27 protein-coding genes and 1 pseudogene are annotated in these 24,126 nt (G+C 42.5%); 27 read left to right on the top strand and 1 reads right to left on the bottom strand.

Features of this window, described 5'->3' with window-relative positions; all coding sequences use genetic code 11:
* Window positions 1–5: 5 nt before the first annotated feature.
* From QT974_RS05705 to QT974_RS05575, 27 genes are all read left to right on the top strand, one after another.
* A complete protein-coding gene (locus QT974_RS05705) occupies window positions 6–392 on the top strand; it encodes a hypothetical protein (RefSeq protein ID WP_333467555.1) in 387 nt (128 codons plus the stop codon).
* A complete protein-coding gene (locus QT974_RS05700) occupies window positions 389–1,591 on the top strand; it encodes an aminoglycoside phosphotransferase family protein (RefSeq protein ID WP_333467554.1) in 1,203 nt (400 codons plus the stop codon). Before QT974_RS05705 ends, QT974_RS05700 begins: the two co-directional genes overlap by 4 nt.
* A gap of 133 nt (window positions 1,592–1,724) precedes the next feature.
* Complete coding sequence (locus QT974_RS05695) at window positions 1,725–2,840, top strand: T3SS effector HopA1 family protein (RefSeq protein WP_333467553.1); 1,116 nt, start codon at window positions 1,725–1,727, stop codon at window positions 2,838–2,840.
* A 662-nt stretch (window positions 2,841–3,502) separates the two neighbouring features.
* On the top strand, window positions 3,503–3,730 hold the full coding sequence (locus QT974_RS05690; RefSeq protein WP_333467552.1) for a hypothetical protein: 228 nt from the start codon (window positions 3,503–3,505) through the stop codon (window positions 3,728–3,730).
* A gap of 124 nt (window positions 3,731–3,854) precedes the next feature.
* A complete protein-coding gene (locus tag QT974_RS05685; protein WP_333467551.1) occupies window positions 3,855–4,199 on the top strand; it encodes a hypothetical protein in 345 nt (114 codons plus the stop codon).
* Window positions 4,200–4,230: 31 nt separating this feature from the next.
* Entirely contained in the window at window positions 4,231–4,503 is a 273-nt protein-coding gene (locus QT974_RS05680; protein WP_333467550.1) for a DUF4278 domain-containing protein, read from the top strand.
* 93 nt (window positions 4,504–4,596) lie between these two features.
* Complete coding sequence (locus QT974_RS05675) at window positions 4,597–4,938, top strand: hypothetical protein (RefSeq protein ID WP_333467549.1); 342 nt, start codon at window positions 4,597–4,599, stop codon at window positions 4,936–4,938.
* Entirely contained in the window at window positions 4,932–5,297 is a 366-nt protein-coding gene (locus QT974_RS05670) for a sulfite exporter TauE/SafE family protein (RefSeq protein ID WP_333467548.1), read from the top strand. Before QT974_RS05675 ends, QT974_RS05670 begins: the two co-directional genes overlap by 7 nt.
* Window positions 5,298–5,356: 59 nt before the next feature.
* Entirely contained in the window at window positions 5,357–6,070 is a 714-nt protein-coding gene (locus QT974_RS05665; RefSeq protein WP_333467547.1) for a cupin domain-containing protein, read from the top strand.
* A gap of 315 nt (window positions 6,071–6,385) precedes the next feature.
* Entirely contained in the window at window positions 6,386–6,694 is a 309-nt protein-coding gene (locus QT974_RS05660) for a DUF4278 domain-containing protein (protein ID WP_333467546.1), read from the top strand.
* Window positions 6,695–6,744: 50 nt separating this feature from the next.
* On the top strand, window positions 6,745–6,891 hold the full coding sequence (locus tag QT974_RS05655) for a hypothetical protein (protein WP_333467545.1): 147 nt from the start codon (window positions 6,745–6,747) through the stop codon (window positions 6,889–6,891).
* 78 nt (window positions 6,892–6,969) lie between these two features.
* Window positions 6,970–7,407 (top strand): cupin domain-containing protein, encoded by a 438-nt coding sequence (locus QT974_RS05650; RefSeq protein ID WP_333467564.1) that lies wholly within the window; start codon window positions 6,970–6,972, stop codon window positions 7,405–7,407.
* Window positions 7,408–7,523: 116 nt separating this feature from the next.
* Entirely contained in the window at window positions 7,524–8,240 is a 717-nt protein-coding gene (locus tag QT974_RS05645) for a class I SAM-dependent methyltransferase (RefSeq protein WP_333467544.1), read from the top strand.
* A gap of 303 nt (window positions 8,241–8,543) precedes the next feature.
* Entirely contained in the window at window positions 8,544–9,092 is a 549-nt protein-coding gene (locus QT974_RS05640) for an NUDIX domain-containing protein (protein WP_333467543.1), read from the top strand.
* A 125-nt stretch (window positions 9,093–9,217) separates the two neighbouring features.
* Complete coding sequence (locus QT974_RS05635) at window positions 9,218–10,729, top strand: NarK family nitrate/nitrite MFS transporter (RefSeq protein ID WP_333467542.1); 1,512 nt, start codon at window positions 9,218–9,220, stop codon at window positions 10,727–10,729.
* Window positions 10,730–10,832: 103 nt separating this feature from the next.
* Complete coding sequence (locus tag QT974_RS05630; RefSeq protein ID WP_333467541.1) at window positions 10,833–11,378, top strand: GAF domain-containing protein; 546 nt, start codon at window positions 10,833–10,835, stop codon at window positions 11,376–11,378.
* 17 nt (window positions 11,379–11,395) lie between these two features.
* Window positions 11,396–12,505 (top strand): nitric oxide synthase oxygenase, encoded by a 1,110-nt coding sequence (locus QT974_RS05625; protein WP_333467540.1) that lies wholly within the window; start codon window positions 11,396–11,398, stop codon window positions 12,503–12,505.
* Between the two features lie 43 nt (window positions 12,506–12,548).
* Window positions 12,549–13,205 carry a GNAT family N-acetyltransferase gene (locus tag QT974_RS05620; protein WP_333467539.1) on the top strand — a complete coding sequence of 219 codons (657 nt, stop codon included), beginning with the start codon at window positions 12,549–12,551 and terminating at the stop codon, window positions 13,203–13,205.
* A gap of 131 nt (window positions 13,206–13,336) precedes the next feature.
* Entirely contained in the window at window positions 13,337–14,713 is a 1,377-nt protein-coding gene (locus QT974_RS05615) for a phthiocerol/phthiodiolone dimycocerosyl transferase family protein (protein WP_333467538.1), read from the top strand.
* Between the two features lie 131 nt (window positions 14,714–14,844).
* Entirely contained in the window at window positions 14,845–17,799 is a 2,955-nt protein-coding gene (locus QT974_RS05610; RefSeq protein ID WP_333467537.1) for an FAD-binding oxidoreductase, read from the top strand.
* A gap of 218 nt (window positions 17,800–18,017) precedes the next feature.
* Entirely contained in the window at window positions 18,018–19,256 is a 1,239-nt protein-coding gene (locus QT974_RS05605; RefSeq protein ID WP_333467536.1) for an FAD-dependent oxidoreductase, read from the top strand.
* Between the two features lie 45 nt (window positions 19,257–19,301).
* Window positions 19,302–19,826 carry a hypothetical protein gene (locus QT974_RS05600; protein WP_333467535.1) on the top strand — a complete coding sequence of 175 codons (525 nt, stop codon included), beginning with the start codon at window positions 19,302–19,304 and terminating at the stop codon, window positions 19,824–19,826.
* Window positions 19,827–19,868: 42 nt separating this feature from the next.
* The gene (locus tag QT974_RS05595) at window positions 19,869–20,024 is read left to right on the top strand and encodes a sodium/substrate symporter small subunit (protein ID WP_333467534.1); all 156 of its coding nucleotides are present in this window, start codon (window positions 19,869–19,871) and stop codon (window positions 20,022–20,024) included.
* A 420-nt stretch (window positions 20,025–20,444) separates the two neighbouring features.
* On the top strand, window positions 20,445–20,813 hold the full coding sequence (locus tag QT974_RS05590) for a peptidoglycan-binding protein (RefSeq protein WP_333467533.1): 369 nt from the start codon (window positions 20,445–20,447) through the stop codon (window positions 20,811–20,813).
* 220 nt (window positions 20,814–21,033) lie between these two features.
* Window positions 21,034–21,954, top strand: a complete 921-nt coding sequence (locus tag QT974_RS05585) for a peptidoglycan-binding protein (protein WP_333467532.1) — start codon at window positions 21,034–21,036, stop codon at window positions 21,952–21,954.
* 31 nt (window positions 21,955–21,985) lie between these two features.
* Window positions 21,986–22,912 carry a CHAT domain-containing protein gene (locus QT974_RS05580; RefSeq protein WP_333467531.1) on the top strand — a complete coding sequence of 309 codons (927 nt, stop codon included), beginning with the start codon at window positions 21,986–21,988 and terminating at the stop codon, window positions 22,910–22,912.
* A 30-nt stretch (window positions 22,913–22,942) separates the two neighbouring features.
* The gene (locus QT974_RS05575; RefSeq protein ID WP_333467530.1) at window positions 22,943–23,446 is read left to right on the top strand and encodes a CVNH domain-containing protein; all 504 of its coding nucleotides are present in this window, start codon (window positions 22,943–22,945) and stop codon (window positions 23,444–23,446) included.
* Window positions 23,447–23,759: 313 nt separating this feature from the next.
* On the opposite strand, the pseudogene QT974_RS05570 reads toward QT974_RS05575, so the two are convergent.
* A pseudogene (locus QT974_RS05570) lies at window positions 23,760–24,126 on the bottom strand (IS1 family transposase); the annotation flags it as partial.

The raw sequence follows: 24,126 nt of genomic DNA, 5'->3' as shown, positions 1-24,126 counted from the left end.
AGTGAATGCAGCGCTTAGCTTCTTGGTTTATCTTCATTAATGAAGACCTAAATTCTGCATTCTCAAGTTTCAACAAGGTTGACAAAATGTATCCTACCGGTCAAGAACTTTTTGAAGATTCTGAAAGCTACCTGAGCGAGCTGAATTACGATAGCTTGGACATTCCTATTAATAGTTTTGAGGTGATTAATAGGAGTATATTTAAGCATTTCGATCTGGTTGCCGCTCCGAGCATAGCAGCGATCGATATAGATGCTCTAGCCGTATCTTCACCAGACTGTAGTGTATCTGTTAAGTTAACGAGTTTAGTTGAGGGATCGGTGACACATTTTCCTGTCCTAATTTCTGAATGCAGCAGAAAACTTGTTGATTCAAAGGTAGAGGAATTATGAAACAGCCATTTGTATTAACTTCTCAAAACGTTTTCGAGTATTTAGTTAGACAGGCTCTCTGCACTGACAAAGAGGTAGCGCCAACCCAGATCGAGCAAAAGTTTGCCAAAAATTTTAATCTGTTAGTAACTTGCCAAGATGGGCGCCGACTCCTTGTCAAGCAAGAGCGCTGCAATCTTGAAGGGAAAACGACTAGCGAGTTAAAAAACGAATGGCTGCTGCATGAATTTTTCCAAAACTTTCCCAAACTCAACTCGATTCGCTTATTAATTTCGGAGATAGTTCAGTTTGATGCAGAGCGGGCGATCGCTGTTTTCAATTATTTGAATAACTACAGCGATCTAGCTAATTTTTACGTTCAAGAAAACGTTTTTAACCCTGAGTTATTGCAGCCCATACAAAGCAAAATTGCTCCGTCAATTGGAGCTACTCTTGCGATCGTCCACAAGGCAACTTGGAACAGTCAAGAGTATCGAGATTTTTTCTGTCAGAATCGAGAAAATTTACCTATTGACAAAGCTTGTGCTAGCATTCGGGGACTAGAACGAATTGAACCTGAAATTTTTGGTCTGGTTCCTGCTGATAGTCTCAAATTCTTCGCTCTCTATCAGCGTTACGACAGTTTAGGAAAAGCGATCGCAGAACTTATCTCTGCTATGATACCTTGTTGTCTGACTCATAATGACCTGAAATTAAACAACATCCTGCTGCACAAAGATTGGGAGCAAATTTTCTCAAGCTCGGAGCCATCAAATAATAGTATTATCCGACTGATTGATTGGGAGCGCTGCGGTTGGGGAAACCCGGCATTTGACTTAGGAATGCTGATTGCCAACTACCTACAAATCTGGCTGAATAGCTTAGTTATTAGCCCAGCTATCGAACTTGAAACATCTTTAGCTAATGCACTGATTCCTCTGGCACAACTGCAACCTTCCCTTGCTGCCATTGCTGGGGCTTATTTTGATAATTTTCCAGAAATTGTAGAGAAGAGTCCTGATTTTTTGAAACGAGTTGTGCAATGTTCGGGGCTTGCCTTGATTCAATACATTCTGGCAGCGCTTCAGTACAAAAAAACGTTTGGCAATACAGGAATCTGTATGCTTCAAATTGCTAAAAGTTTGCTCTGTCGCCCAGAACGATCGATCTCAATTGTCTTTGGCAATGACTCTAAAATTTCATCAATACTTGCTTTTTAATCGGAAAAGCAATTAGTTTTTAAGAATTTGAAGAATCATTTGAACAAGCGATATCGAGTCCGGCCGATTGACCGCAATAAGTTAAGCTCGATCGGATGCGATATGAGTTCGCGTTTTGAAGGTAGTCCTGTATATGCAACTATTGAATCCTCCTCTAAGTCAACTACCAGCAGATTCGATCGAGCCACTGCTGGATACTTTTCAAGACATCGCGAACAACGTTCGGATTGAATCTGAATTTTGTATTAGCCATCCAGATTATAAACCTTTAAAATTTTCGCGTCAGGTAGTAGAGCGCTTCAAGCAAATGCCTTCGGATGTTCAAAATATGTATCTGAACCTGCAATTGCGGAGTTTTCTCTACGGCATCTATTACAACGCTTCCCTGCGAACTGTTCTGGCATCAGATGATAATTCGGTTGACTTGGCAGTTTATCAAAATCTGGAAAATAACACCTACCTCGGAGTAAATCTGGAATTCTACAAACGCTTGCACGAGAGTAATTGTGGAGAAGGCTATTTTGACCCAGGTTGGTTTGTGCTGAAGCAAGAATGCGATGGTAGTCTAGCCGTGAAAAAGGGGAGTTTAATTTTGCATATCGATCGCACTTGCCATCTCCAACCCACTCAAGTTACTGCTACTGTCGGTGACTCAGTTGCCATCCGAATGCCCCGTAACTTAATTCAAAACGGATTTTATGTGGCGGTGGGTAATGCCGGTTCGGAAAATAGCAGCAATTTAAACGTTCGTACAGTGCGAATTTACTTTAATTTGAGTCCTGAAGGTGCGATCGCGATCGTGAGTGCGATCGCGCGACAGTTGAACAAAGTAGGAATTCCCTTCACTTTTAAGGCTTTATACAACCCATCTAGCTACGGACGCTACGATGCGGCGGTTCTTTACTTCGATCGCAATAACTATGAAATAGTCCGGCAAATTGTTGAAACCGTTTATGCAGAAAACCACTCGCATTTTTACCAGCAAGTTCCCTTATTCGCAAAGTTACTGGCACCGGGACTTGCTTTAGCAGAAGAACCCGATCGCAAATTTGCTGCCACAGAAAGCTTTGGGATGAATCGCTGTCAAATTGTTGCTAACGGTTTGCTAGACGCTTGGCAAAAAGGGAAGGACTCTCCAGAAAGTCGGGTTGCATCCATCTTGCAGCAGTTTTCTCAACTAGGAATTGACTGTAACAAGCCCTACCTCAATGCAAATTCACAAGACATCTATACTGGGTTATATCTATGAAAATGTCAAATCTGAACTTTACAGAAGATATAGGAGATAAGGAAAATTTCTCGATCTTAAGGGAGTTAGCCACTAATGGTGCTGAGACTTTCTTGCAGCTTGAAAAAAGCACAGTAAGGATGTTTCCCGGATCTGGTTAACTTCAAAAACTTAAGTTTCTCCTTAACTCCTCGATCTTTTCTAGTAAAACAATTGCGAAACGAGTAACCTAAAGTCAAACAACTTTGCTGAGCCTAATGCTTCAATTTTCCTAAATTTATTACTGGCTCAGTCCTCTACCAAAAGAATGATTTAGGTGCTACCCAAAAAGAGTTTAAAAGCCCCAATCTGGAAATAAACTCAGTTCCAATGAGAGATTTGTCGATTTTTATATTAGCTTAAAAAAGGAGGTTTATCTCATGAAATAGCAGGATCGCAGCTTATCTTATGAATCGACAGGTTGAGCTATCAAAGCTGTTGAAATTCAAAAAAATGCCAATATTATTGGCATAATATTGGCATGAAATAAGGGAGAATTAATGTATTTTATCCAAGAATAATTCGCATAAGTCTAATGAAATAGTTGTGAACTATTCTCATAGATAGAGGTCGATCGTTCTCTGAATAATCTTTAATAAAAAAAGTTCAAGCGAATCATAAACTTTCAACCAATGAGGTGTAAAATGACTACTTCAATTAGGCTGAAAACCCCCGCCGGAAACAGATCCAACTCATTTAGGCTTGTTGAAAAACAACTGAAACCTGTTGCAGCAAGTGCAGAAACGACTTCTGGTATTTTTTGGGAAAATGTCTTAAACGTCAAGACAATGCCAGTGGCTCGCTCAGAGAATCAAGTATCAAATAAAACGCCAGAAATCAAGCGTAGCAGTCGGATATGTTGGTGGATGTAGGGAGAGAAATACGAACTTGAGGAACCTTCAAGTGATTCGCACTGAAAGCTATTTACCTCAAGACAGATCGCTTTCCTTGCCAAGTCTCGATCGCAGCTAATCTCCCCTTAATGAATGCAAATGAATGCAATACGAACAGCAGCAAACATCGCTCGATCGCGCATTCACAAAAACAGCAAAGGAGAAACACAAAATGGCCGACCAAATCGTTAGTTACTTTAACAACTCGCCACAATACCGCAAAGCTGGGGCTGGGAGAATACTTGCTTCTCCCGAACATAGCTTGAGAAGAACTCAAAAAATGCCTGTTACCTTACTAACAAACGCAAAGATTGTAACAGGTGAGGCTCGATCGCTAGTAGACCCAGTAGCAGTATCGGTTGCCAAGAATCGCAAACATCGTTTAGTTGCTCGCTGGTTAACTGATGAAAATTCCCAACGTTACTGCCAATGGGTGATTGAGGATTAAACTTCGATGAAAAAAGAATGAGGTCAAATTTATGAAACCACAAAGCCAACTCACTTATCGCGGCGCCTCCTACGATCGCGAAACTCTGAAAGATGCCAACTATCATTCAGTTCCCCGAGAAACGCCTTACACCTTGTGCTATCGCGGTGTCACTTATCAAGTAAATCCCCAAGGTGAAACTGCTGAAGTTCCCGTTCAAAGATTGACTCGCCCATTGATTTATCGCGGTCAGACTTACTGCGTGAATCAAACGGTTTTGTCTGAAAGAAAATTGACCAGCAAACTAACACAATCTCTCACATAAGGAGAAACACGATGAACGTAGGCTTCATATCGTGTTCGTAGTGTGGACTTTAGTCCGCAATCTGGGAGCGGACTAAAGTCCACACTACGAACCATGTTAACTTTTGCAGGATTTTTAGAACCCGATCGGCGGATTAAAGTCCACACTACGAACCATCCAAAATCGATTGACGGCAATTCCAACTTACATCCAACTTACATAGGGCAAATCATGTGCGGTAACTTTGGTTTTTTAGGTAAACGAATTCCTGAAGATGAGAAAGCGCTTCTGCCAACAAGAGTTGTGGAAGTGTTTCAACAAATGGGACGCGAAACTGAGATCCGGGGCGAACAAGCTGGGGGTGGATTAATTTTGGATCGCTGCAAAGACGATCGAGTTGTAATTGTTGGCAAAAAAATCCTGAATCAAAAGCAGAGAGAGAAACTATCATGTTAATACAAGCTTTACTTTGTTTGTTCTTAGGCTGGATTACCGGAACTTTAAGTGGGTTGCTCGGTATTGGTGGAGGTTCGTTGATTACACCAGGGCTGATTTACTTATTGGGTTTTTCCCAGCATATCGCTCAAGGGACAACATTAGCATTGCTAGTTCCACCAATTGGTTTGATGGGAGCTTGGACTTACTACCAACAAGGATATGTAAACTTGAAGGTGGCAATTATTTTGTGTGTGGGATTCTGTTTGGGAAGTGTGTTAGGAGCCAAGTTAGCTCTTGGCGTACCGGATGTTTTGCTGAAGAAAATGTTTGCCACCATCTTGCTGTTAATTGGTTGCAAAATGATGTTTTCTAGCTGAACGCTAGATTTGTCGGCCAGCTTGAAAAGCTGTGACTGTACTACTTTGTTGGAGGAATTATGGGACTCAAAAAACTAATACCCTATGCCTGCTTTATTGTAATTGGCATAGCACTGTTTGTGTTAGGTCGTTCCAGCGCATCGATCGCTCAAAGTCTCAGCCATCCTGAAAAGTTAAATGCAATCAACCGCGCCCAGGTTGAACTCGCTCAACGCGATCGTTTGAACAATCCCGATGCCTTATCAAACAATTCTGACTCAACCCCAAAACAACCAATAATTTTAGCTGCTGCTGGCTCAACTGAACCGCTCAATTTTGCTTGTAAACCCAGACAAGTTGATGTCCACAATTACAGTGGGGGAGTTATTTCTTATTGTAAAAAGAAAGACTTGGCGATTGCTGAAACTGATTCAGCTTTAGTCGATCTCAAACCAGGTGCAGCTCGCTCGCCACATTGGCACGACACTTGGGAAGAACAGCTTTTGATTGCTGGAAAAGCAAAAACCGTTCTCATCGATCGCAAAGGTCAACTTCACGAAGAAGTCTTGGAACCGGGCATGATTTCTTTCCTTCCGGCTGGCTCGCCGCATTGGTCAGAGGCAATCGGAAATGAACCCGTTAGTTTCCTGTTCATTTTTCCAGCAGGATATCAAACATTTGAGTTAGGTGATTCGATGGTTGGTTTAAATCCGCAGGTGATGCAATCTATTATTGGCAGCAAATTACCCAAGATTGCACAGAATCGAGAGGCACTCGTGATGGTGAGTAAGTAACGATGTTAAGCGATCGATCTTACCAATGATGAGTCGTGCTTCTTGGCGCGATCGCACCCGAATACAAGCTTATTTACAGCATTTTTTACGTGATGTCTCCCAGAAACAAGGTTTCTGAGATACTTCACCATCTTGAAATCTGCTGTTAATTTGTTTCTGTCTGAAAACATTACAATTTATTTAAAAAATTGAATGCAAAAGAATAGATTATTACCTCAAAAGATAGAGAAAGAAATAGTTTACCTCATCTCATAGATAGATGCAGATCGACCTCTAAAATTTGTTTAATTATCAAATAAGAATTAGGTCAAACTTATGAACCCACCCACAAAACTCATTTACCGCGGCGCCACCTACGATCGCGAAACTATCAAAGCTTCCAACTATCATTCAGCTCCCCGAGAAAAGCCTTACACCTTGTGCTATCGCGGTGTAACTTATCAAGTAAATCCCCAAGGTGAAACTGTTGAAATGCCAGAGCCAACCTTTGGGCAAAAGATTTCCGGCGTAACTTATCAAGTAACTCCGAAATCTCAAACTACTGAGTCCCCAGCCAAGAGGTTTACTTGCAAATTAATTTATCGCGGCAATATTTACTTGGCGACTCGAACGTTTTATTCTTAAAGACAATCGACTTGCCAAATTGCCAAATCTCTCACACGAGGAGAAACATCATGAACAATACAAGCGATCGAAAAGATTCAAAAAGTGAATCCCCATTAACTCAAGTTTCAGTTCCCCAACAGCAATTACTCGTCAAAAAGTACCTGCAAAATCCCTTCTCTATTTCTCGATCGCAACTAGCTGTTCTCATGGGATAATTCCAAGCTAATCGAACGAGCTCGATTCAAGCACAAAATAGGAGGAAATCAAAAATGATAATCACCGACTCTCGCTGCATGATTCCCATTGCCAAATCTCCCCAAGAATACCAAGCTTATCGGATCGGTCCTGATTCCAGCAATAAGTTAGCGATCGCCTTCGATCCGCTCAAAGATAAAGTCTCATTTACCTGCTGCGTCGAAATTTTCGATGTCGGCGGCAAAACACCTCCCAACCGACATATGTACGCGACAGAAATGTTTTTTATTCTCAAAGGAGAAGGGCGCGCAACTTGCGATGGCAAGACAATATCAATTCAGGAAGGTGATAGTCTTTTGGTGCCTCCAACTGGCATTCATGCAATCGAAAACACGGGTAAAAATCGCTTGTATACCCTGACGGTTATGGTGCCAAATGAAGAATTTGCCGAACTGATTCGCAGTGGGATACCAACAGAACTAGATGAGGAAGATTTAGCTGTGCTGCAAGGAAAAGCTGCACGAGTCCCACATTAAAGAAAGACAGGTCTGTAATCAGAAAAAACAGTTGCAATATCTCATCTACCCTTTGTGAAAAATGAGACAAACTCAAACTTGTTAAATGTCCCTGAACCTCGATAAAGGTGAACGCAATGAATACTTCTACCGATGCTCTTTTCACCTCCGAACGGCAACTTGCTCCTGAGCATTTCCCCATTCACCTCGATCCCAAATTATATGACTCCAAAAAACTTGCTGAGATCGCAATTTTTAAGGGAGCTTACCAGAAGCTTTCCGAACTCGCTAACCTGATCGATCTGGTCAAGAATCAGAAGCTAATGGTTGTTGTAGAAGTCGGCACTTGCAAAGGAGGGTGTTTCTGGCTTTGGTGCCAACTCGCTCAACCGGATGCTCTTATCGTCAGCATCGATCTTCCGGGAGGTGACTTTGGAGGAGGTTTTTCTGAAGAAACAATGGAGGTATATCGAACCTACGGACGCGAACAGCAATCACTTCATTTTTTAAGAAAAGATTCCCATCTTCCAGAGACACGCCTCGAGCTTGAGGCATTGTTAAAAGGTCGCCCGATCGACTTTCTCGCGATCGATGCCGATCACAGGTATGAAGGGGTCAAATCCGATTTCTTACTGTACTCATCTCTCGTAAGAGAAGGCGGACTTATTGCTTTCCATGACATACTCTTACACCCACAAGTATCTGCGTGCGAAGTCGAAAAGCTGTGGAAGCAAATCTCGCCCCATTACCAAAACGTTACGTTTACCGAGCCAAATGACGATCGAGGCTGGGGACAGTGGGGAGGAATTGGGGTACTCACTTATTCTCATAGCGTGGAGCCTCTTTTAACGTGAGTTTGACGAACTAAAAAATAGCTAGTTAGCCTTTTTTAGTTTTTGGAAAATTGCGATCGCTCTCTTCTGTTTAGCCCTAGTTCCAGACGATTTTGGGATGCAAATAGCGGCAGAATTGGGTTCTTTAGGGGCAGTTTCTTTAGCAGTTATATCTGAGAATGGTCAAAACTAGGTTTGAACGTTCCTACACTCATCACTGACCATTCTTGGCATCAACTCAATTAGAGTTTTGAGTTAAAAATCAATAGCTGGACAACCTCTACCGTAAATACCAGACAATCGTACAGATCGATATTATGGATTATGGATGAAACTCGCCAACAGCATTGGAAAACCCTAGACCGCTTTGTGGAAATACGTTCTCCTTGGTTCGCATTAATCGGCGAACACATACAAGACGATCGCCAGCAAATTCATGATTATTGGCGGATCGAACATACAGATTCGGTGGTAATATTGACAATTCATGACGGTAAAATACTGTTTCCCATGCTGAATTATCGCCCTGGATTGGGAAAACCGACACTAGATTTTCCCGGCGGGCAGGTGAATGCTGGGCAAACGTCAGAAATGGCAGCACGGAAAATTTTGGAAAAAGAATTAGGCGTGACAGAGGAGGCGATCGCACACCTTACTCCTCTCAACTCTAGCGGTTGGCCGATTAATAGTGCGTTCTCCAACCAACAACTCTACGGTTTTGTAGCAGAAATAGACCCAAAAGTAGCGGTGAATCCTGACTTTTTAGCCGTTACCTATCCCGCTACATCGGAAGGCATTTGCACCTTACTTCAAGATTTAACTTGTCTTCAGTGTCGCTCCGTACTTTTAGAGTGGCAAGGCCAGTCTACCTAAACTCTTGAACAACTCATAGTTTTAATTAGATAGCTACAGCTACTCCACTCTAATTGGGCTGATAGATGCAGTCAGAATATTACTTTCTATTACTAACGGGTTGAGCGCCGACAAGGAGATTTATCATGCTTCAAAGATTATGGTCATTTCGCGATCGCTACCGCATTCTTCACTTAACCTGGTTTGCATTCTTTCTCACATTTGTCGTGTGGTTTAACATGGCTCCGCTAGCCACAACAATTCAGCAGGATTTAAGGTTAACCACCGAACAACTCAAAGTTTTAGCAATTTGCAATCTAGCCTTGACAATTCCCGCGCGAATTGCGATCGGCATACTTCTCGATCGCTTCGGTCCGAGACTTGTTTTCTCAGCATTGCTCGTGTTGGCACTCGTACCCTGCTCGATCGCCGCCACCGCCACCACCTTCAACCAATTAGTCTGGAGCAGTTTAGTTACCGGGATTATGGGGGCGGGATTTGTCGTCGGAGTTCGCATGGTAGCCGAGTGGTTCCCCCCTCAAGAAATTGGTTTTGCTCAAGGGATTTATGGAGGCTGGGGCAACTTTGGAGCCGCTGCCGCTCAATTTACATTACCTGCTGTAGCCGTTGCCGCAACTTTTTTATCAAGTGGTGCAGTTAACTGGAGATTGGCAATTCTGTTGACCGGAATCATCTGTGCGCTCTATGGTTTTGTCTACTTCAAAAGCGTTGCAGATACTCCGCCCGGTAAAGTCTATCAGCGACCTCAACGAGATGGGGGGATGCCCGTCACCTCCGCTAACAGTTTTTGGGCAATGACTGCACTGGACTTGGGGATGTTGCTGTCATTGGGCTTGCTTACCTTTCCTCTCGCACAGCCGCAGATTCATTTTTTGCAAGGCTGGCAAGAGCTATTGTGCTGGGGATTTCTGGCAGGATTATTCATCTTGCAAACCTATAAATCCTGGGAGGTAAATCGAGAAGTTGTGGGTTCTTTGAATCCGCTCGACTCGAATTTTCTCAAAAGTAGTAAAACCTATCCATCCGCACAACGCTATCAGTTTCGTCAAGTTGCTTTACTGAGTTTTACCTACCTGACCAATTTTGGCGCTCAGTTAGCCGTATTCTCAATTCTGCCCATGTTCTTTGAACAAACTTTTGCCCTAAATCGGGTTGCGGCAGGCGCGATCGCCGCCATTAGCTATCCTTTTTTAAACCTAGTTTCTAGACCGAGTGGGGGACTGATATCCGATAAGTGCGGCAGTCGCAAATGGACGATGACGCTGCTGACGGTGGGTATTGGAGTCGGCTTTTTATTAATGAGTACAATTAACAGTCATTGGTCGTTACCAATTGCGATCGCAGTGACGCTATTTTGTGCTTACTTTGTCCAAGCTGCGGCAGGTGCCACCTTCAGCTTAGTACCTCTAATTAAGCCGGAAATTACAGGTCAGATTGCGGGTACTGTTGGAGCTTACGGCAATGTCGGCGGTGTAGTTTATCTAACGGTTTATAACTTCACAAATACTGGGACACTGTTCTCGACAATGGGCGTAGTAGCGCTGATCTGCGCCAGCCTCTGCGGATTCTTCCTCACCGAACCCAGTGCTGTCTTTGCCCAAAACAATGCCATTTTGAAAGTAGAGCCGAGGATTTGAATTGACAGCTAAACACTGCCTTGTACGGCATTAGTCTTCAATTGGCAATCCAACCGCATTGATTCACTCGCAAAGTCCAACATTTCTCAAAATTTTCAAGATTATGCTCGACACAAAACAAGCAGAAACAAAAATTAAACTGTTGCAAACACTGGCTCGATCGATCGGTAAAATGACAGAGCTTGATGCCGTGCTTGCTGCCGCACTTCGTACTATCTGCGAAAGCATCAACTGGGATTATGCAGAAGCTTGGATGCCCAAACAAGAGAGCACGATTTTAGAGCTTAGCCCAGCTTGGTACGTTAACCCGAAAAGAAGCATCGATCGAGTGTCTGACTTGGAGAAATTCCGGTTGTGTAGCGAAGATTTTATCTTGTCTCCTGGTGTTGGCTTACCAGGGCGGGTTTTGTCATCACAGCAGCCCGAATGGATGTTAGATGCCTCTGCTGGCTCAGAAACTTACTTTTTACGACATTACATTGCCAAGGCGTTCGGGATCAAAACTGGATTGGGAGTACCAATTCTCGCGAACGATCGAGCGATCGCAATTCTTGTCTTTTTTCGATCGGAAATCTGCGAGCCAGAGCCACAAGTCATCGAACTAGCTGTGGCAGCAGCCGCACAAGTTGCCTTGAAAAACTGTTTCTAAAGAAGGCATCAGTCACTATGTACGATCTCAGTTACTTAGAATCTTTGCCAAATTTGCTGTTAGAAGCAAGCGACTACCTCCAACTGTTTTATCGAGAACAATATCTACCAGAATCACACGTCGAAGCACGACTATCAGATATCTATCAGGAATATAGACGATCGCGAACCTACTGGCAAACTCCAGAAGAACTTGCCTGCGGAGCCAAAGTAGCTTGGCGAAACAGCGCAAATTGCATTGGCAGAATCTTCTGGCAGTCCCTAAATGTCCGTGACTTGCGCCATCTGACCACAGCCGAAGAGGTTTTTGCCGCCCTCGTCGAACACATTGAGTTAGCAACGAATAATGGCAATATTCGCCCTCACATTAGTATTTTTGCCCCCCAACAACCGGGCAAAAAGGGCATCCGTATTTGGAACCCGCAACTGATTCGCTACGCTGGATACCGTCAGGCAGATGGCTCAGTTGTCGGCGATCCAGAACACTGCGAATTCACCGAGATTTGCCAGCGTTTTGGTTGGCAAGGTAAAGGAACTCAATTTGATGTATTACCTTTGGTTATTCAGATGCCAGAGCAGCCCCCTCAATGGTTTGAGATTCCATCTCAGGCAATTTTGGAAGTGCCACTTAGCCATCCTGACTACCCTTGGTTTGCCGATTTAGGGTTGAAGTGGCACGCCTTACCAGCCGTTTCAGACTGGCGTTTAGAAATTGGTGGTTTGTCTTACCCAGCGGCACCCTTCAGCGGCTGGTATATGTGTACGGAAATCGGTGCCCGCAACTTGGGAGATGTGCAGCGTTACAACTTATTGCCGATCGTTGCCGAAAAAATGGGGTTGGATACTCGCTCTAAACTTTCTTTGTGGAAAGATCTGGCTTTGGTGGTACTAAATACGGCGGTGCTTCATTCCTTCGCGCAGCAAGGCGTGTCAATTGTCGATCACCATACAGCTTCATCTCAGTTCATGCAACACATCGAACGAGAAGCAAAAGCTGGTCGGATGGTTCCTGCTGATTGGGGCAGAATTGTTCCGCCTATCTCTGCGTCTGCTACCGAAGTGTTTCACCGACACATGGAGAATGTTTGCTTGAAACCCAACTTTTTTCCTCCACAAGACAAACCTTGAATTCGATACGTTTTACCACAATACACATTGACGAAGTAAATCTATGACTAACCAGACGATCGAAACCACCAAAACCATCAAGAATGTAACGAAAGACGATGCCGATCGAATTGTTGATGCACTCGTACTTGCATTTAGCACAGACCCTGCTATGCGTTGGATGTATCCCAATTCCCATCAGTACCTGACTTATTTCCCTAATTTAGTCAGGACATTTGCAGGTAAAGCTTTTGAATGCGGTACGGCCTACTCTGTTGATAATCAAGCTGGTGCAGCACTTTGGTTTCCGCCAGGAGTTGGAATAGATGAAGAGCCACTGATTGCCTTCTTTGAGCAAACCATTAGCCAAGCCGATCGAGCAGAGCTATTTGCGGTATTTGAACAGATGGGAAATTATCACCCAAATGAGCCGCATTGGTATTTAGCATTACTCGGTGTAGATCCAACTCAACAGGGCAAAGGCTATGGTTCGGCCCTGATGCAGCATACATTAAGGGAGTGCGATCGCCGCCACCAACTCGCCTATCTCGAATCCTCAAATGCGGCAACAATCTCCTTCTACGAACAACACGGTTTTGAGTTACTTGGCATCATTCAGGAGGGAGCATCGCTGTCTATTTTTCCAATGTTACGCTATCCCAATAAGACCATTATTATGAAGCGGTCAAATCCGATTTCTTACTGTACTCATCTCTCGTAAGAGAAGGCGGACTTATTGCTTTCCATGACATCCTCTTACACCCAATTGAACTGAGTTTAGATTAAACGCCGCAAGCTGACGGTGCGATCGCCCTGTCAAATCCTTGCCAACCAAAAAAGGGAAAATTAACAATGGCAACTTACAATCCTTCAAAACCTGAGAATAGTCTGGAAAACAGAGAACTTGTCTCTGTAGAACAAGCGATGGAAATTATGAATCGCTATTCGGGGTCTTACAATGTAGTGATAATGAGCCGCATTAGCGGGCCCTTGACTGAAGAAATTGTGAGAAAAGCTCTCGACTTGGTTCAGTCCCGCCACCCCCGTCTTAATTCTCGCATTGTTGGTGAATTAGATAGTCTCCGTTTTGAAACTGAAGGAACAGAAAAAATTCCTTTGCGTGTTCTGCCCGATCGCGATTGGAACCAGGTCGTTTTAGAAGAGTTAAATTCCGAAATCGATCGCACTAAATATTTGGCGCGTTTTGCATTCATTCCTCCTCAAAAAGATGCGAAAATTAGTTATTTGATTGCCACAATTCACCATGCGATAACAGATGGCTTATCCAGCATCCAACTGCAATCAGAAATCTTGACATATTGCCATAAAATTGCATCGGGCGAGCCGCTGAACTTAGGAAATAGCTTGAAACCGCTGCCATCGCTTTACGATTTAATACCTGCTTCGATTAACGGGTTGAGAGGGAAGTTGAATATTATGTTATTTTTGTTGCGGTTGAAGTTCAAGGAGCTTTGGTATCGCCCGGAAACATTGGAGTTTGAAAAGTTTGTACCTGTTGAATCCCGTCATTGCGGGTGGATTATAAGACAATTCGACGAAACATTAACTCAACAAATTGTCGATCGTTGCCAGCAGGAAAAGACAACGGTGCAAGCGGCTATATGTGCGGCAATGATGTTTGCAGTCAAGAAAAATATCGCAAACGGAAATGAAAGAGATCTGGGCGTTAGCTGTCAGTCGTTTATTGATTTAAGGAGACGCTTGTCACCAGTTATTCATCCCGAAAATCTGGGTATGCTGGCTAGCGGTGTGACATCATTTCATATTTTGAAACCTCGATCGTCATTTTGGGATTTAGCACGGGATGTGAGAAAACAATTGGAAAGCGGATTAAAGTCCAGGGATATTTTTGTCCCGTTTTTGATGTTAAAAAATTTGACTGAGTTGTCGCTCAAAAATTGCGATCGCGCACCCTCAACAGTCGCTCTCAGCAATGTTGGTCGAGTTAATATTCCCAGTGTTTACGGGGATTTTCAACTAAAGGAAATCAGTTTTGTTGCAGGATTGGCGGCGGTTGGGGGTGTTTTTGTTGCTGCTGCGACAACTTTTAATGACAAAATGACTTTGAATTTTGTGTTCTCTAAACCGTCAATTAGTCGGGAGACAATGGAGACACTTGTTAATCATACAATCTCCTCTCTGATTGACTGTAGTAAAGAACATTTACCTGTAGCAGGCAAATCTAACTTGGCGATCGTGGCTGAGTAAACTTTGTCCTAAAAAGCTTCGGTAAGCATTGCGATACTCGGAGAAAAACCAACCTTTGGAAAATGTCGATCGCCGAAACATTTTGAATCAAAAATCCTTGTTAGTACCATAATTTAGCAGGAGTCAAACAAATGCTGAGTAAAGTTTCAGAACAAACTATGCATTCCGTCAGATGGCTGCTAGTCATCGGTTGGTTAATCTTAATCGCCTCTTTATTTTACGACCCAATTTCCGCAGATTTCACAGATCCAAATAACCCGATCGCTCCTTTTCAAGATGTTAATGAATGCGTGCTAGTGCAAGGAAAATGCCTTGATGTAGAAGCATCATACCCAATGGGAAACAGGATTTTTTGGGGTATGGTAATACCGAGTGCGATTGCGATCGTTTTAGTTTTAGGTCATGAAACTTGGCGGCGGATTTGTCCTCTTTATTTTCTGTCGCAGATTCCCCGCGCCTTGGGTTTGCAGCCAAAACTTAATATCGAGGAAAATAGCTGGCTGACCAAAAATCATCTCTATCTCCAATTTAGTTTTTTCTTTGTCGGATTAAATACCAGAATTCTCTTTGTCAATTCAGAAAGGCTTGTTTTAGCTCAGTTTCTCCTCCTCACAATTGCTTTGGCGATCGCAATGGTTTTCTTGTACGGCGGTCGCAGTTGGTGTCATTATGTTTGCCCTTTTAATATAGTTCAAATAATCTTTACCGGGCCGAGAGGATTGTTAGGTAGCGAAGCCCACAAAGCTCCAGCAAAAAGCATTACCCAGTCCATGTGCCGCACCGTAGATGAAACGACAGGTGAAGAAAAAAGTGCTTGTATCAATTGCATATCCCCCTGCTTGGATATTGATGCCGAACGTACTTATTGGGACAGTTTTACCCAACCCGGTCGGAAATTAATCCAATACGGCTATTTAGGATTGGTGACAACTTACTTTATTTATTACTTCTTGTACGCTGGCAATTTTGATTATTACTATTCGGGAGTTTGGAGCCACGAAACAAGTCAGTTAGCTTCCCTTTTTGAGCCAGGTTTTTACATCGGCGATCGCGCGATTCCCATCCCAAAAATTATTGCTGCTCCCCTTACTCTGGCTTTTGGGGTAGTCGTTAGTTACGCAATTTGCAGCCGACTAGAAAAAGGTTACAGAGCTTATTTAAAAAAGAAAAATCCCGATATCGATCGATCGGAAGTATTGCACAAAGTATTTTCAATATGTACGTTTGTCTCTTTCAACATCTTCTTTATTTATGGAGGTCGCCCGGAAATTACCCGATTCCCCGCACCCGTACAACTAGCATTTAATGCCTTAATAATTCTCGCCAGCACTCTGTGGCTTTACCGAACTTGGGGTCGCAGCGCCGAAAAGTATACGAGGGAAAGCCTTGCAGATAAATTACGCCGCCAACTGCAAAAGATGAGCCTAGATTTTTCCCAATTTCTCGAAGGTCGATCGTTAGATAATTTAAAATCCGATGAAATTTACGTGTTAGCGAAAGTTCTACCTAATGCTAATCAGCAGGAAAAATTGCAAGTCTATAAAGGTGTTTTGCAAGAAGCTTTAGAAGCTGGCAATACGAACGCTGCTAGTAGTTTGGAAATCCTGCAAGATTTGCGTCAAAAACTAGATATTGATGAGTCAGAACATTATACAATTTTGACAGAGTTGGGAGTTGAAAATCCAAATTTGCTAAACCCCGATCGACCGAGAAATCGAAATCGCGAAAACCAGTTAAGGATTTCTAATTATTGTCACGACCTCAATTTACTACTTTTAGAGTTAGTAGAAAGCGGGATGTCTGTAGAGCAAGCGTTCCAGAAGAAAAGCAAGCAAATTCGAGCCTTAAAACGCAAGTATCGGATTGCACCAGAAGAAGCAGATAATATACTGGCGGCTTTGGCTGGGAGTCTCTCCGTTTCTCCCAGCAAATATATGCCGCTGGCTGCGATCGATCCCAAATCTATCAATCGTTGGACGGAAGGGAACTTGAGCGTTAGCTGCGTGCAAGCGATCGCTCAAACAAAGGATGTAAAAACTTTTCGCTTTGTAGCAGAACCGCCCGTACTTTTCACTTACCAACCGGGGCAGTTTATCACGCTCGATTTGCAAATAAACGGACAACAAGTGATGCGTTCCTATTCCATTTCTTCCCCTCCTTCACGCCCCCATACTTTAGAAATTACTGTGAAGCGAATTCCTGACGGTTTGGTTTCTAATTGGTTGCACGATAACATTGAAATTGGCAGCGAAATAAAACTGAGCGGCCCGATGGGAAATTTTACCTGTTTTGCCAATCCTTCTCGGAAATTCTTGCTCGTTGCTGCGGGTAGCGGGATTACGCCGGTGATGTCAATGTCTCGGTGGATTTGCGATACGGCATCTGATGTGGATGTTTGCTTTATTTATAGCGCTCGCACTCCTGGCGATATCATTTTTCGAGAAGAGTTGGAGTTAATGGCGGCAAGATATCCTAATTTTAAGTTAGCCATTACTATTACTCAGTTAGGAGCGGGGGAAGCTTGGCTGGGTTACAGCGGTCGATTTAATGAATTTATGCTGACTAGCGCAGCGCCTGATTTTCGAGAGCGCACAGTTTACGCCTGCGGACCGGATAATTTCATGGAAGCGGTTAAAACTATGTTAGAAAAGCTTGAGTTCCCAATGCAGAACTACTATCAAGAAAGTTTTGGTTCGTCGCATAAGGAGAAACAGCAACCAGAAGCTACCGGATCGGGAGAAACTTCTACAAAGGTAGAAACAGAGCGATCGGCTTCACAGGATGTTTCTGCTAAAGAACCTTCCCCAACTCCGACATCTTCGCAAGCAACTGTGGTGTTTGCCAAGTCGGGGAAAGAGATAGTTTGCGATGGGGAAGAATCAATTTTGGAACTGGCAGAACAAGAATCTATCTCGCTTAAGAGCGGTTGCCGGATGGGAGTTTGCGGAACTTGCAAGCAGAAACTTATTTCTGGAGAAGTAAATTATGAAAAAGAGCCTGATGGACTCCCTGAAAGCGATCGCTCGGGGGGATTTGTTTTAACCTGTATCGCTAATCCGATCGCCAAGGTGGTGATTGATGCTTAGTATCTTGCGGTTCGCTCGCGGGTGGCTGTTGGGTACTTGGTGCGATCGGTTTATTTAATCAAATGCCTTTCACGGTACGCGAATCCGGCTAGCACTACAAAATCATGAATTTACACATTTGAAATGCTCCCTCTAATTTTTCAATAAGTTGGCGTAAAAAAACACAACTAACAATCCAGATGTATACTTTTTTGAAACAAAAAATGGACGCGACAAATATGTTGAACACTAACACGAGAATTGGAGTTATTGGTGCCGGTGCGGCAGGACTTAGTGCAGCTTGGGCTTTAAGAAAGAAAGGATACAAAAATATTACTGTCCTAGAAAAAGAAGCAAGTGCCGGTGGGAAATGTCATACTTTTTACTATCAAGATCGTAACTTCGAGCTGGGAGCAGTAGCTATCAATCATAGTTATAAAAGAACTATCGAGATTATTAAAAAATTAGAAGTAAAGACGATCTCTCTCCAGACGAGTAGAATTTTTTTAAATAACAACGGAGAGGAAATAGAGCTTATGAATAAATCAGAAAAAATCAAATTTCTGTGGCAAGTGTTTGTATATCTACCATATTTGTATTTGAAGCATAGAAATATTTTTAGTCCTGGATTTAAAAATATTTCTAGCGAACTATATCAACCTTTTAAATACTTTTGTATGCAAAATAATTTAGATATATTTGAAAATTTTTCAAATATAGTTTGCGCTCCTTATGGATATGGCTATTTCGATCGAGTGCCAACAGCGTATTATTTTAAATATTTAAGGTTTGATTTTTTGTTAGCAATTATCAGGCAAAATTATTCTATAATTTCCGAGGGGTATGCTACTGTTTGGCAAAAACTTGCAGAACAATTTGATGTTCGTTATCAACAACAGATAACAAATATAAAAACAAATGAAAAAATACAAGTTCAGACTCAAGAAAAAGTTTTTGAGTTTGACAAAATTATTCTGGCGTGTCCTCTAGACAACTCTTTAGGTTTTCTGGATGCTACACCTGATGAGCAGGAATTGTTCTCCAAAATTAAATATAACAAATACTATACTTTTGCTTGGGTTGTGGAGAATATGCCCAAAAAAGATAGAGGGTATTTTCCTGCAAATTTTTCTCCCGAGCGTCAGGGTCACATTCTGTGCTGGTATCAAAGATATCCAGAGATAAATCTCTATATTTTCTATGCGATTGCCGATGAGATGCAGGAAGAACAAGATATTGAAAAAATAGCGATCGAAGATTTAAAGAAAATAGGAGCTACATTAAAAGAAAAGTATACTTCTGCGCAATGGAAGTATTTTCCCCATGTAGCTCCTGCCGATATGAAAAATAATTTTTATGACAAGTTAGAAAGTTTGCAAGGAATAAATAATACCTATTTTGTAGGTGAACTCCTAAATTTTTCTAATGTAGAAGGAGTAGTTGAATATTCTTGCGATTTAGTTAAAAGGTTTTTTTAAAATTTCAACTTTAGCAATTCTACCCAATGTAGAATCTTATAGATTATGAATTCATCGATCGCTAAACCGTTGACCTGGAAAACAACGTTTTCATTTGTAACCTTTGCCACTCCGCTCATTTGGCTGATAGGTTGGCTGATCGAGAATCGTGTATTTCCAGTCAAGACAGTTATAGACTATAACACCTGGCAAACCAACTTCATACAATTTTGGATCTGGGTGGCTATTGTAGTGGGACTACTATTACCTAGCATTGCTTTCTTTGTTTGGCTGCGCCATCCCGAACCTCGAAAAATTTTGGGTTTCTATTTAGTAGTTTTGCTCGTTCAGATCGTAACTGAGCAACTTTTAAGTAGCATTTGGTTTCCCAGTTTAGTGGTAATTATTGGAATTACCTACACGGTTTATCGGATTTGGCAATTATGGGAGGGTCAACAGGTGGTAAATATCAACAGCCAACTCAATACATTTAGCCAAAGAGTTTTTAAGAGTTTGTTGCAGCTTTTATTGCTTTTTTGGTCAATCAATTTAACAGTTCTCTTAGTTTTGTGTTTTCCTGCCATTTTATAGATAGAGTTGAGTTAGACAGGTTGAAAAACATCAAACACCCCAATGGATAAAGATAAACAACAAGCTTACTGGCGTGCCAATACCGCTTTAATTCGGAATCTCTTGATTGTCTGGGCGCTAGTGTCACTCGTCTTTAGCATCCTGCTGGTTGAGCCATTGAACGCCCTGCATCTCGGTGGCTTGCCCTTCGGCTTTTGAATGGCACAGCAAGGCTCAATTTTGACGTTTTTTAACTTAAATCACAGATGTTTTTGTAAAGTTATGTAAAATTTTTCCGATAAAATTTAGGCGAACGAGACGCTATTGTTTTGTTCAGCTAAAACATTTGCCGTCAAGTTTTTTCGCTTTGGCTGGTACGATATTTATTCCATATGTAAGTATTTAAACCTGTTAATAAATACATCTTTTGATAGACAGGACAAGCTCGATCATCTGGCACTATAAAAAAAGTAGATTGATTTTTTTCGTGGGCTTTCAGCAGAGAGCCACAAAAAAAGATTGGTAGGTTCAGTTCCTGAACTACTTAAAAACCCAAAATTACCTGGAAAAACCTTTCTCTATTTCTCGGTCAAACTAGCTGCGATCGTCGAATAATTCCACCCTATTTGTTTGAAACTTTTGAACGAGGGAGATTATCCAGGAGCAGCCGATCGATTTCCTGTATGGAATAAGGTCAACGGTGAAGCCTGGTTGGGACTTACACGCAGGCGATTGGCGGAGCAAGCTCTGTTTTTAGGCAAGGCTTGGCAACCTTTCTTAAATTATGAGGAAGGGACAGTTCAAGTTTTGAAACTCGCTGAGCCAAGGATGCAAGCTGAGGATATTCGCCGCCTCCAAGAAGCTCTGAAGCAAGCAGGAATCAATATCGAACCGGATGGATTCTTTGGCAACGAAACTGACCGAGCCGTAAAGCAGTTCCCACAGCAGAAAGGGCTGACTGCCGATGGGATTGTTGGAGCCGAATCCCGCCGATTATTGGGGTTGTAAATCAAAAAAGCTATCTTTTCTATCACTGGGCGATTGAAATTGCTTCTTTTCAAACGAAGTCTGCGCAACGCGAGACTATAAAGAATCAAGGGGGTTGGGAACTCGGATTTCGGATAATTCACTCGGAGCTTAAAATCGCTTCTTTTCAAACGAAGTCCGCGCAACCCGAGACTATATCGTTGGACGATTCATTTCACTTGATTAAAAATTGGAGAATACGATGAGCGATACCACCATAGATACATCAAATAAAACACCAAATTATGTCTTTGAACCTTGCTTTGAAATCAACGAAGGAGAAGCTCGATCGCAAAGCATCAGAGCTGGTTTTAATGGTTTGCTTCAGGATGCTCCGGGCTGCTCGACCTCAGTTGTTAATGGCTTGTCGCAGCAGTTGATTCACCAGATGAATCTCATCTTGCCGGATGCTCTGGTTAGCTTTGACGATCTGGATGTGGAACTTGAAGATGCAGCTTTTCCCTTCCTGCAACCTCCTGCTAAACAGGGACTTCAGCAGGCAATTCAGGAGCGAGGCATCAAATTGTTTGTAAATTCAGCCTATCGAACGATCGCCCAACAACTTCTGCTCTCCAGATGGGGTAGTGGCTGTGGTTATCCAGTTGTGGCTCCTCCAGGCCAAAGCAATCATCAAAGTGGTTTGGCGTTAGATATCGAAGATCCCGAGGGTTGGCAACCTTTTCTAGAAAAATATGGTTGGCAGTGGTTTGGGGAAGGTGACAAACCTCACTTTGATTATGTAGGTGAAGGTACTAAAGAGATCGGTAGTTCAGCCATGTTAGCTATCCAAAAGCTCTGGAACAAGAACTATCCAAATGAAACGATTGGTGAAGATGGTAATTACGGAGCTCAAACAGAAGATGTCCTAAATCGATCGCCTGCGATGGGCTTTGAGATCGCACCGTGGGATGAAAAACCCAGAATTTTACGCTTTGGCCGACCGATGATGGAAGGTTCTGATGTGCTCAAACTTCAGGAAGCGTTAAAAAAAGCAGGATTTGCTGTTTCAACTGACGGTGTATTCGGACTGGGGACAGATAAGGCAGTCAAAGAATTCCAGCAGAAAAAGAGTTTAACCGCAGACGGAATTGTTGACTCGAAAACCCTCTCATTAATCGCTTGAGCGATCCCGATCGCCTCACCAAATTTGAAAGATGCGTTGCTCGAGTGGCGATCGCTTTCTCGATATCTGGAATTTGTGGCTTGAAAATGCTGCGACAGCAACGCTTGATGGTTTCACTTTTTATCGATACTCGCTTACCCTTATGAAAATTCTGTTTCTCTCTGCCAATCCTCCAGGAACTCCCAGATTGGATTTGGATAAAGAGGTTAGCAAAATAGAAGATGGTTTGAAACGATCGAAACTGTGCGATCGGTTTGGGCTTGTCTCGAAATGGGCAGTCGATTCACAAGACCTGCGACGAGCGTTACTGGAAGAAAACCCCGACATTGTACATTTTTCCGGGCATGGGGAAGGGCAGACAGGATTAGTGCTCGTCGGTCAAGATGGAAAACCCAAGCCAGCGACTGCTGAAGCACTCTCTGGACTGTTCCAGCAGTTTCCCCACATCAAGTGCGTGCTGCTTAACGCCTGTTATGCAGAGGTGCAGGCAAAGGCAATTGTTCGGCATATTGACTTTGTTATTGGCATGAAACAAGCTGTACGGGATGATGCGGCGATCGCATTTGCCACGGGGTTTTACGATGGCTTGGGTTATGGTAAATCAATTGATGTTGCGTTTGCATTAGGTTGTAACGCCATTCAATTTGAACTGGCAAGTTTTTCTGCAACGACGCGATCGCGAAAGTTCATTCCTGTTGATTTTGAAAAAGTTGAACCTCTATCAGACCATCTCATTCCAGTGTTGCTTAAAAAGGAAACAGGTTTGACGGAGAGTTCAACTAATCCTAACCTTTCATCTTTTGGTGCTACTTCGTTATCTGAAAAGCTGCGATCGAATAATGACATCAGCAAAACAGATGCTCTTCAAACATATCGAGGACGGGTTCAAGAATTTCTGGCCGATCTTAAGTTAACTCAGATTGAAAAGTTTCAGCTTGCAATACTTGCAAATGTTTAGGGAGTTTCTGAGGCAGATGCCAATCGAATCTTGCAGGAAGAACAGGAAAAGCAACAACATAATGCTCGACCTGTAACAACTTCCCAATCGCAATTTACAAAAATTGGCAATGTTAGAAACTATTTATTTGGAGGCGGAGCAGCTCTTTTAATTTGGTTAGTAGGGTTTCTCACCTACAGGCAAATAATATCGGTTAACCAGATTTCGTCAGGGGGTTATCAAGACTCTTATCAAGACATAAGTGTAGAGAATGGGATTCTAAAAGCTACCTGTTTAACCCGTGATGGACAATATAAATCCACAGATTTATTAAAATTTAATGATTGCGCAAATATTACGAATGATCATGGTTCACTTGAGTGTCAAACACCAGAGCTTTATAGAAAAAGTTGTAAAGATATACGTGTAGAAAATGGTGTTTTGAGAGCTAGTTGTGCCAAAGATAATGGACAATACAAATCCACAGAATTATCCAATTTCAAAAATTGCAAACTTATTGATAATGTCAATGGTTCACTTTTTTGTCGCAAGTAATATCAAGTTAAAAATAAACACTAAGCAAAGGAAGTAAAATGGCATATCGACCGAACAAATACCAAACATTCATGCTCTATTAATTGGGATTGACTACTACAAACCCAACCGCTTATACAAAAGCCTTAAAGGCTGCGCGATATTAACTTAGTAGAGGACTATCTCAAACCAACGTTACAGATTCCAGCAGAACGAATCCGCAAGCTGACTTCTCCTGATCGAGAAGACTCAACTCTTTCACAAGTCAGGGGTGGGGTAGCGCCCTAAAGGAAAGGATCGATAAAATAAACTGAATTCAAAAAAAAGTAGGCATTTAGAGTTGTAAATTAGCATTGTAATGATGCACAAACCGCCCCCATTGCAGCAATATGATTGTCTAATTTTTTAGAGAAGGCTAAGCTCTTTCTTACCAGTCGAGAAACTCGTTGTCGAATAGTACAGTTGAAGCGCTCGATATAGCTAGTCAAACCATTATCTTTATCTACACTTTGATGACGTTTGCTGGGCAATACAGAATCATAAGCACTCCAATGGTCAGTATAAATTACTGCACATTGACGGTACACTGGTGGTATTGAATCCCATAAAGCTTGAGCCGATACTGCGCTACGATCTCCAATATGTACACCAACAATTTCCCTAGTCTGGGCATCCAATGCCAGCCAGACCCACTGCTGATT

Origin of the sequence: Microcoleus sp. BM001215392 (assembly GCF_036700185.1) — a bacterium.
Taxonomy (GTDB): domain Bacteria; phylum Cyanobacteriota; class Cyanobacteriia; order Cyanobacteriales; family Microcoleaceae; genus Microcoleus.
This window is presented reverse-complemented; position numbering and strand designations above follow the sequence as displayed.

Excerpts from the sequence above, each read along its gene's own strand:
- QT974_RS05625 (WP_333467540.1), top strand. The coding sequence starts at position 11,396 with ATGTACGATCTCAGTTACTTAGAATCTTTGCCAAATTTGCTGTTAGAA.
- QT974_RS05635 (WP_333467542.1), top strand. The coding sequence starts at position 9,218 with ATGCTTCAAAGATTATGGTCATTTCGCGATCGCTACCGCATTCTTCAC.
- QT974_RS05630 (WP_333467541.1), top strand. The coding sequence starts at position 10,833 with ATGCTCGACACAAAACAAGCAGAAACAAAAATTAAACTGTTGCAAACA.
- QT974_RS05685 (WP_333467551.1), top strand. The coding sequence starts at position 3,855 with ATGCAATACGAACAGCAGCAAACATCGCTCGATCGCGCATTCACAAAA.
- QT974_RS05680 (WP_333467550.1), top strand. The coding sequence starts at position 4,231 with ATGAAACCACAAAGCCAACTCACTTATCGCGGCGCCTCCTACGATCGC.
- QT974_RS05645 (WP_333467544.1), top strand. The coding sequence starts at position 7,524 with ATGAATACTTCTACCGATGCTCTTTTCACCTCCGAACGGCAACTTGCT.
- QT974_RS05665 (WP_333467547.1), top strand. The coding sequence starts at position 5,357 with ATGGGACTCAAAAAACTAATACCCTATGCCTGCTTTATTGTAATTGGC.
- QT974_RS05605 (WP_333467536.1), top strand. The coding sequence starts at position 18,018 with ATGTTGAACACTAACACGAGAATTGGAGTTATTGGTGCCGGTGCGGCA.
- QT974_RS05655 (WP_333467545.1), top strand. The coding sequence starts at position 6,745 with ATGAACAATACAAGCGATCGAAAAGATTCAAAAAGTGAATCCCCATTA.
- QT974_RS05640 (WP_333467543.1), top strand. The coding sequence starts at position 8,544 with ATGGATGAAACTCGCCAACAGCATTGGAAAACCCTAGACCGCTTTGTG.
- QT974_RS05660 (WP_333467546.1), top strand. The coding sequence starts at position 6,386 with ATGAACCCACCCACAAAACTCATTTACCGCGGCGCCACCTACGATCGC.
- QT974_RS05695 (WP_333467553.1), top strand. The coding sequence starts at position 1,725 with ATGCAACTATTGAATCCTCCTCTAAGTCAACTACCAGCAGATTCGATC.
- QT974_RS05705 (WP_333467555.1), top strand. The coding sequence starts at position 6 with ATGCAGCGCTTAGCTTCTTGGTTTATCTTCATTAATGAAGACCTAAAT.
- QT974_RS05595 (WP_333467534.1), top strand. The coding sequence starts at position 19,869 with ATGGATAAAGATAAACAACAAGCTTACTGGCGTGCCAATACCGCTTTA.
- QT974_RS05650 (WP_333467564.1), top strand. The coding sequence starts at position 6,970 with ATGATTCCCATTGCCAAATCTCCCCAAGAATACCAAGCTTATCGGATC.
- QT974_RS05600 (WP_333467535.1), top strand. The coding sequence starts at position 19,302 with ATGAATTCATCGATCGCTAAACCGTTGACCTGGAAAACAACGTTTTCA.
- QT974_RS05670 (WP_333467548.1), top strand. The coding sequence starts at position 4,932 with ATGTTAATACAAGCTTTACTTTGTTTGTTCTTAGGCTGGATTACCGGA.
- QT974_RS05610 (WP_333467537.1), top strand. The coding sequence starts at position 14,845 with ATGCTGAGTAAAGTTTCAGAACAAACTATGCATTCCGTCAGATGGCTG.
- QT974_RS05580 (WP_333467531.1), top strand. The coding sequence starts at position 21,986 with ATGCGTTGCTCGAGTGGCGATCGCTTTCTCGATATCTGGAATTTGTGG.
- QT974_RS05690 (WP_333467552.1), top strand. The coding sequence starts at position 3,503 with ATGACTACTTCAATTAGGCTGAAAACCCCCGCCGGAAACAGATCCAAC.
- QT974_RS05675 (WP_333467549.1), top strand. The coding sequence starts at position 4,597 with ATGTTAACTTTTGCAGGATTTTTAGAACCCGATCGGCGGATTAAAGTC.
- QT974_RS05620 (WP_333467539.1), top strand. The coding sequence starts at position 12,549 with ATGACTAACCAGACGATCGAAACCACCAAAACCATCAAGAATGTAACG.
- QT974_RS05615 (WP_333467538.1), top strand. The coding sequence starts at position 13,337 with ATGGCAACTTACAATCCTTCAAAACCTGAGAATAGTCTGGAAAACAGA.
- QT974_RS05585 (WP_333467532.1), top strand. The coding sequence starts at position 21,034 with ATGAGCGATACCACCATAGATACATCAAATAAAACACCAAATTATGTC.
- QT974_RS05700 (WP_333467554.1), top strand. The coding sequence starts at position 389 with ATGAAACAGCCATTTGTATTAACTTCTCAAAACGTTTTCGAGTATTTA.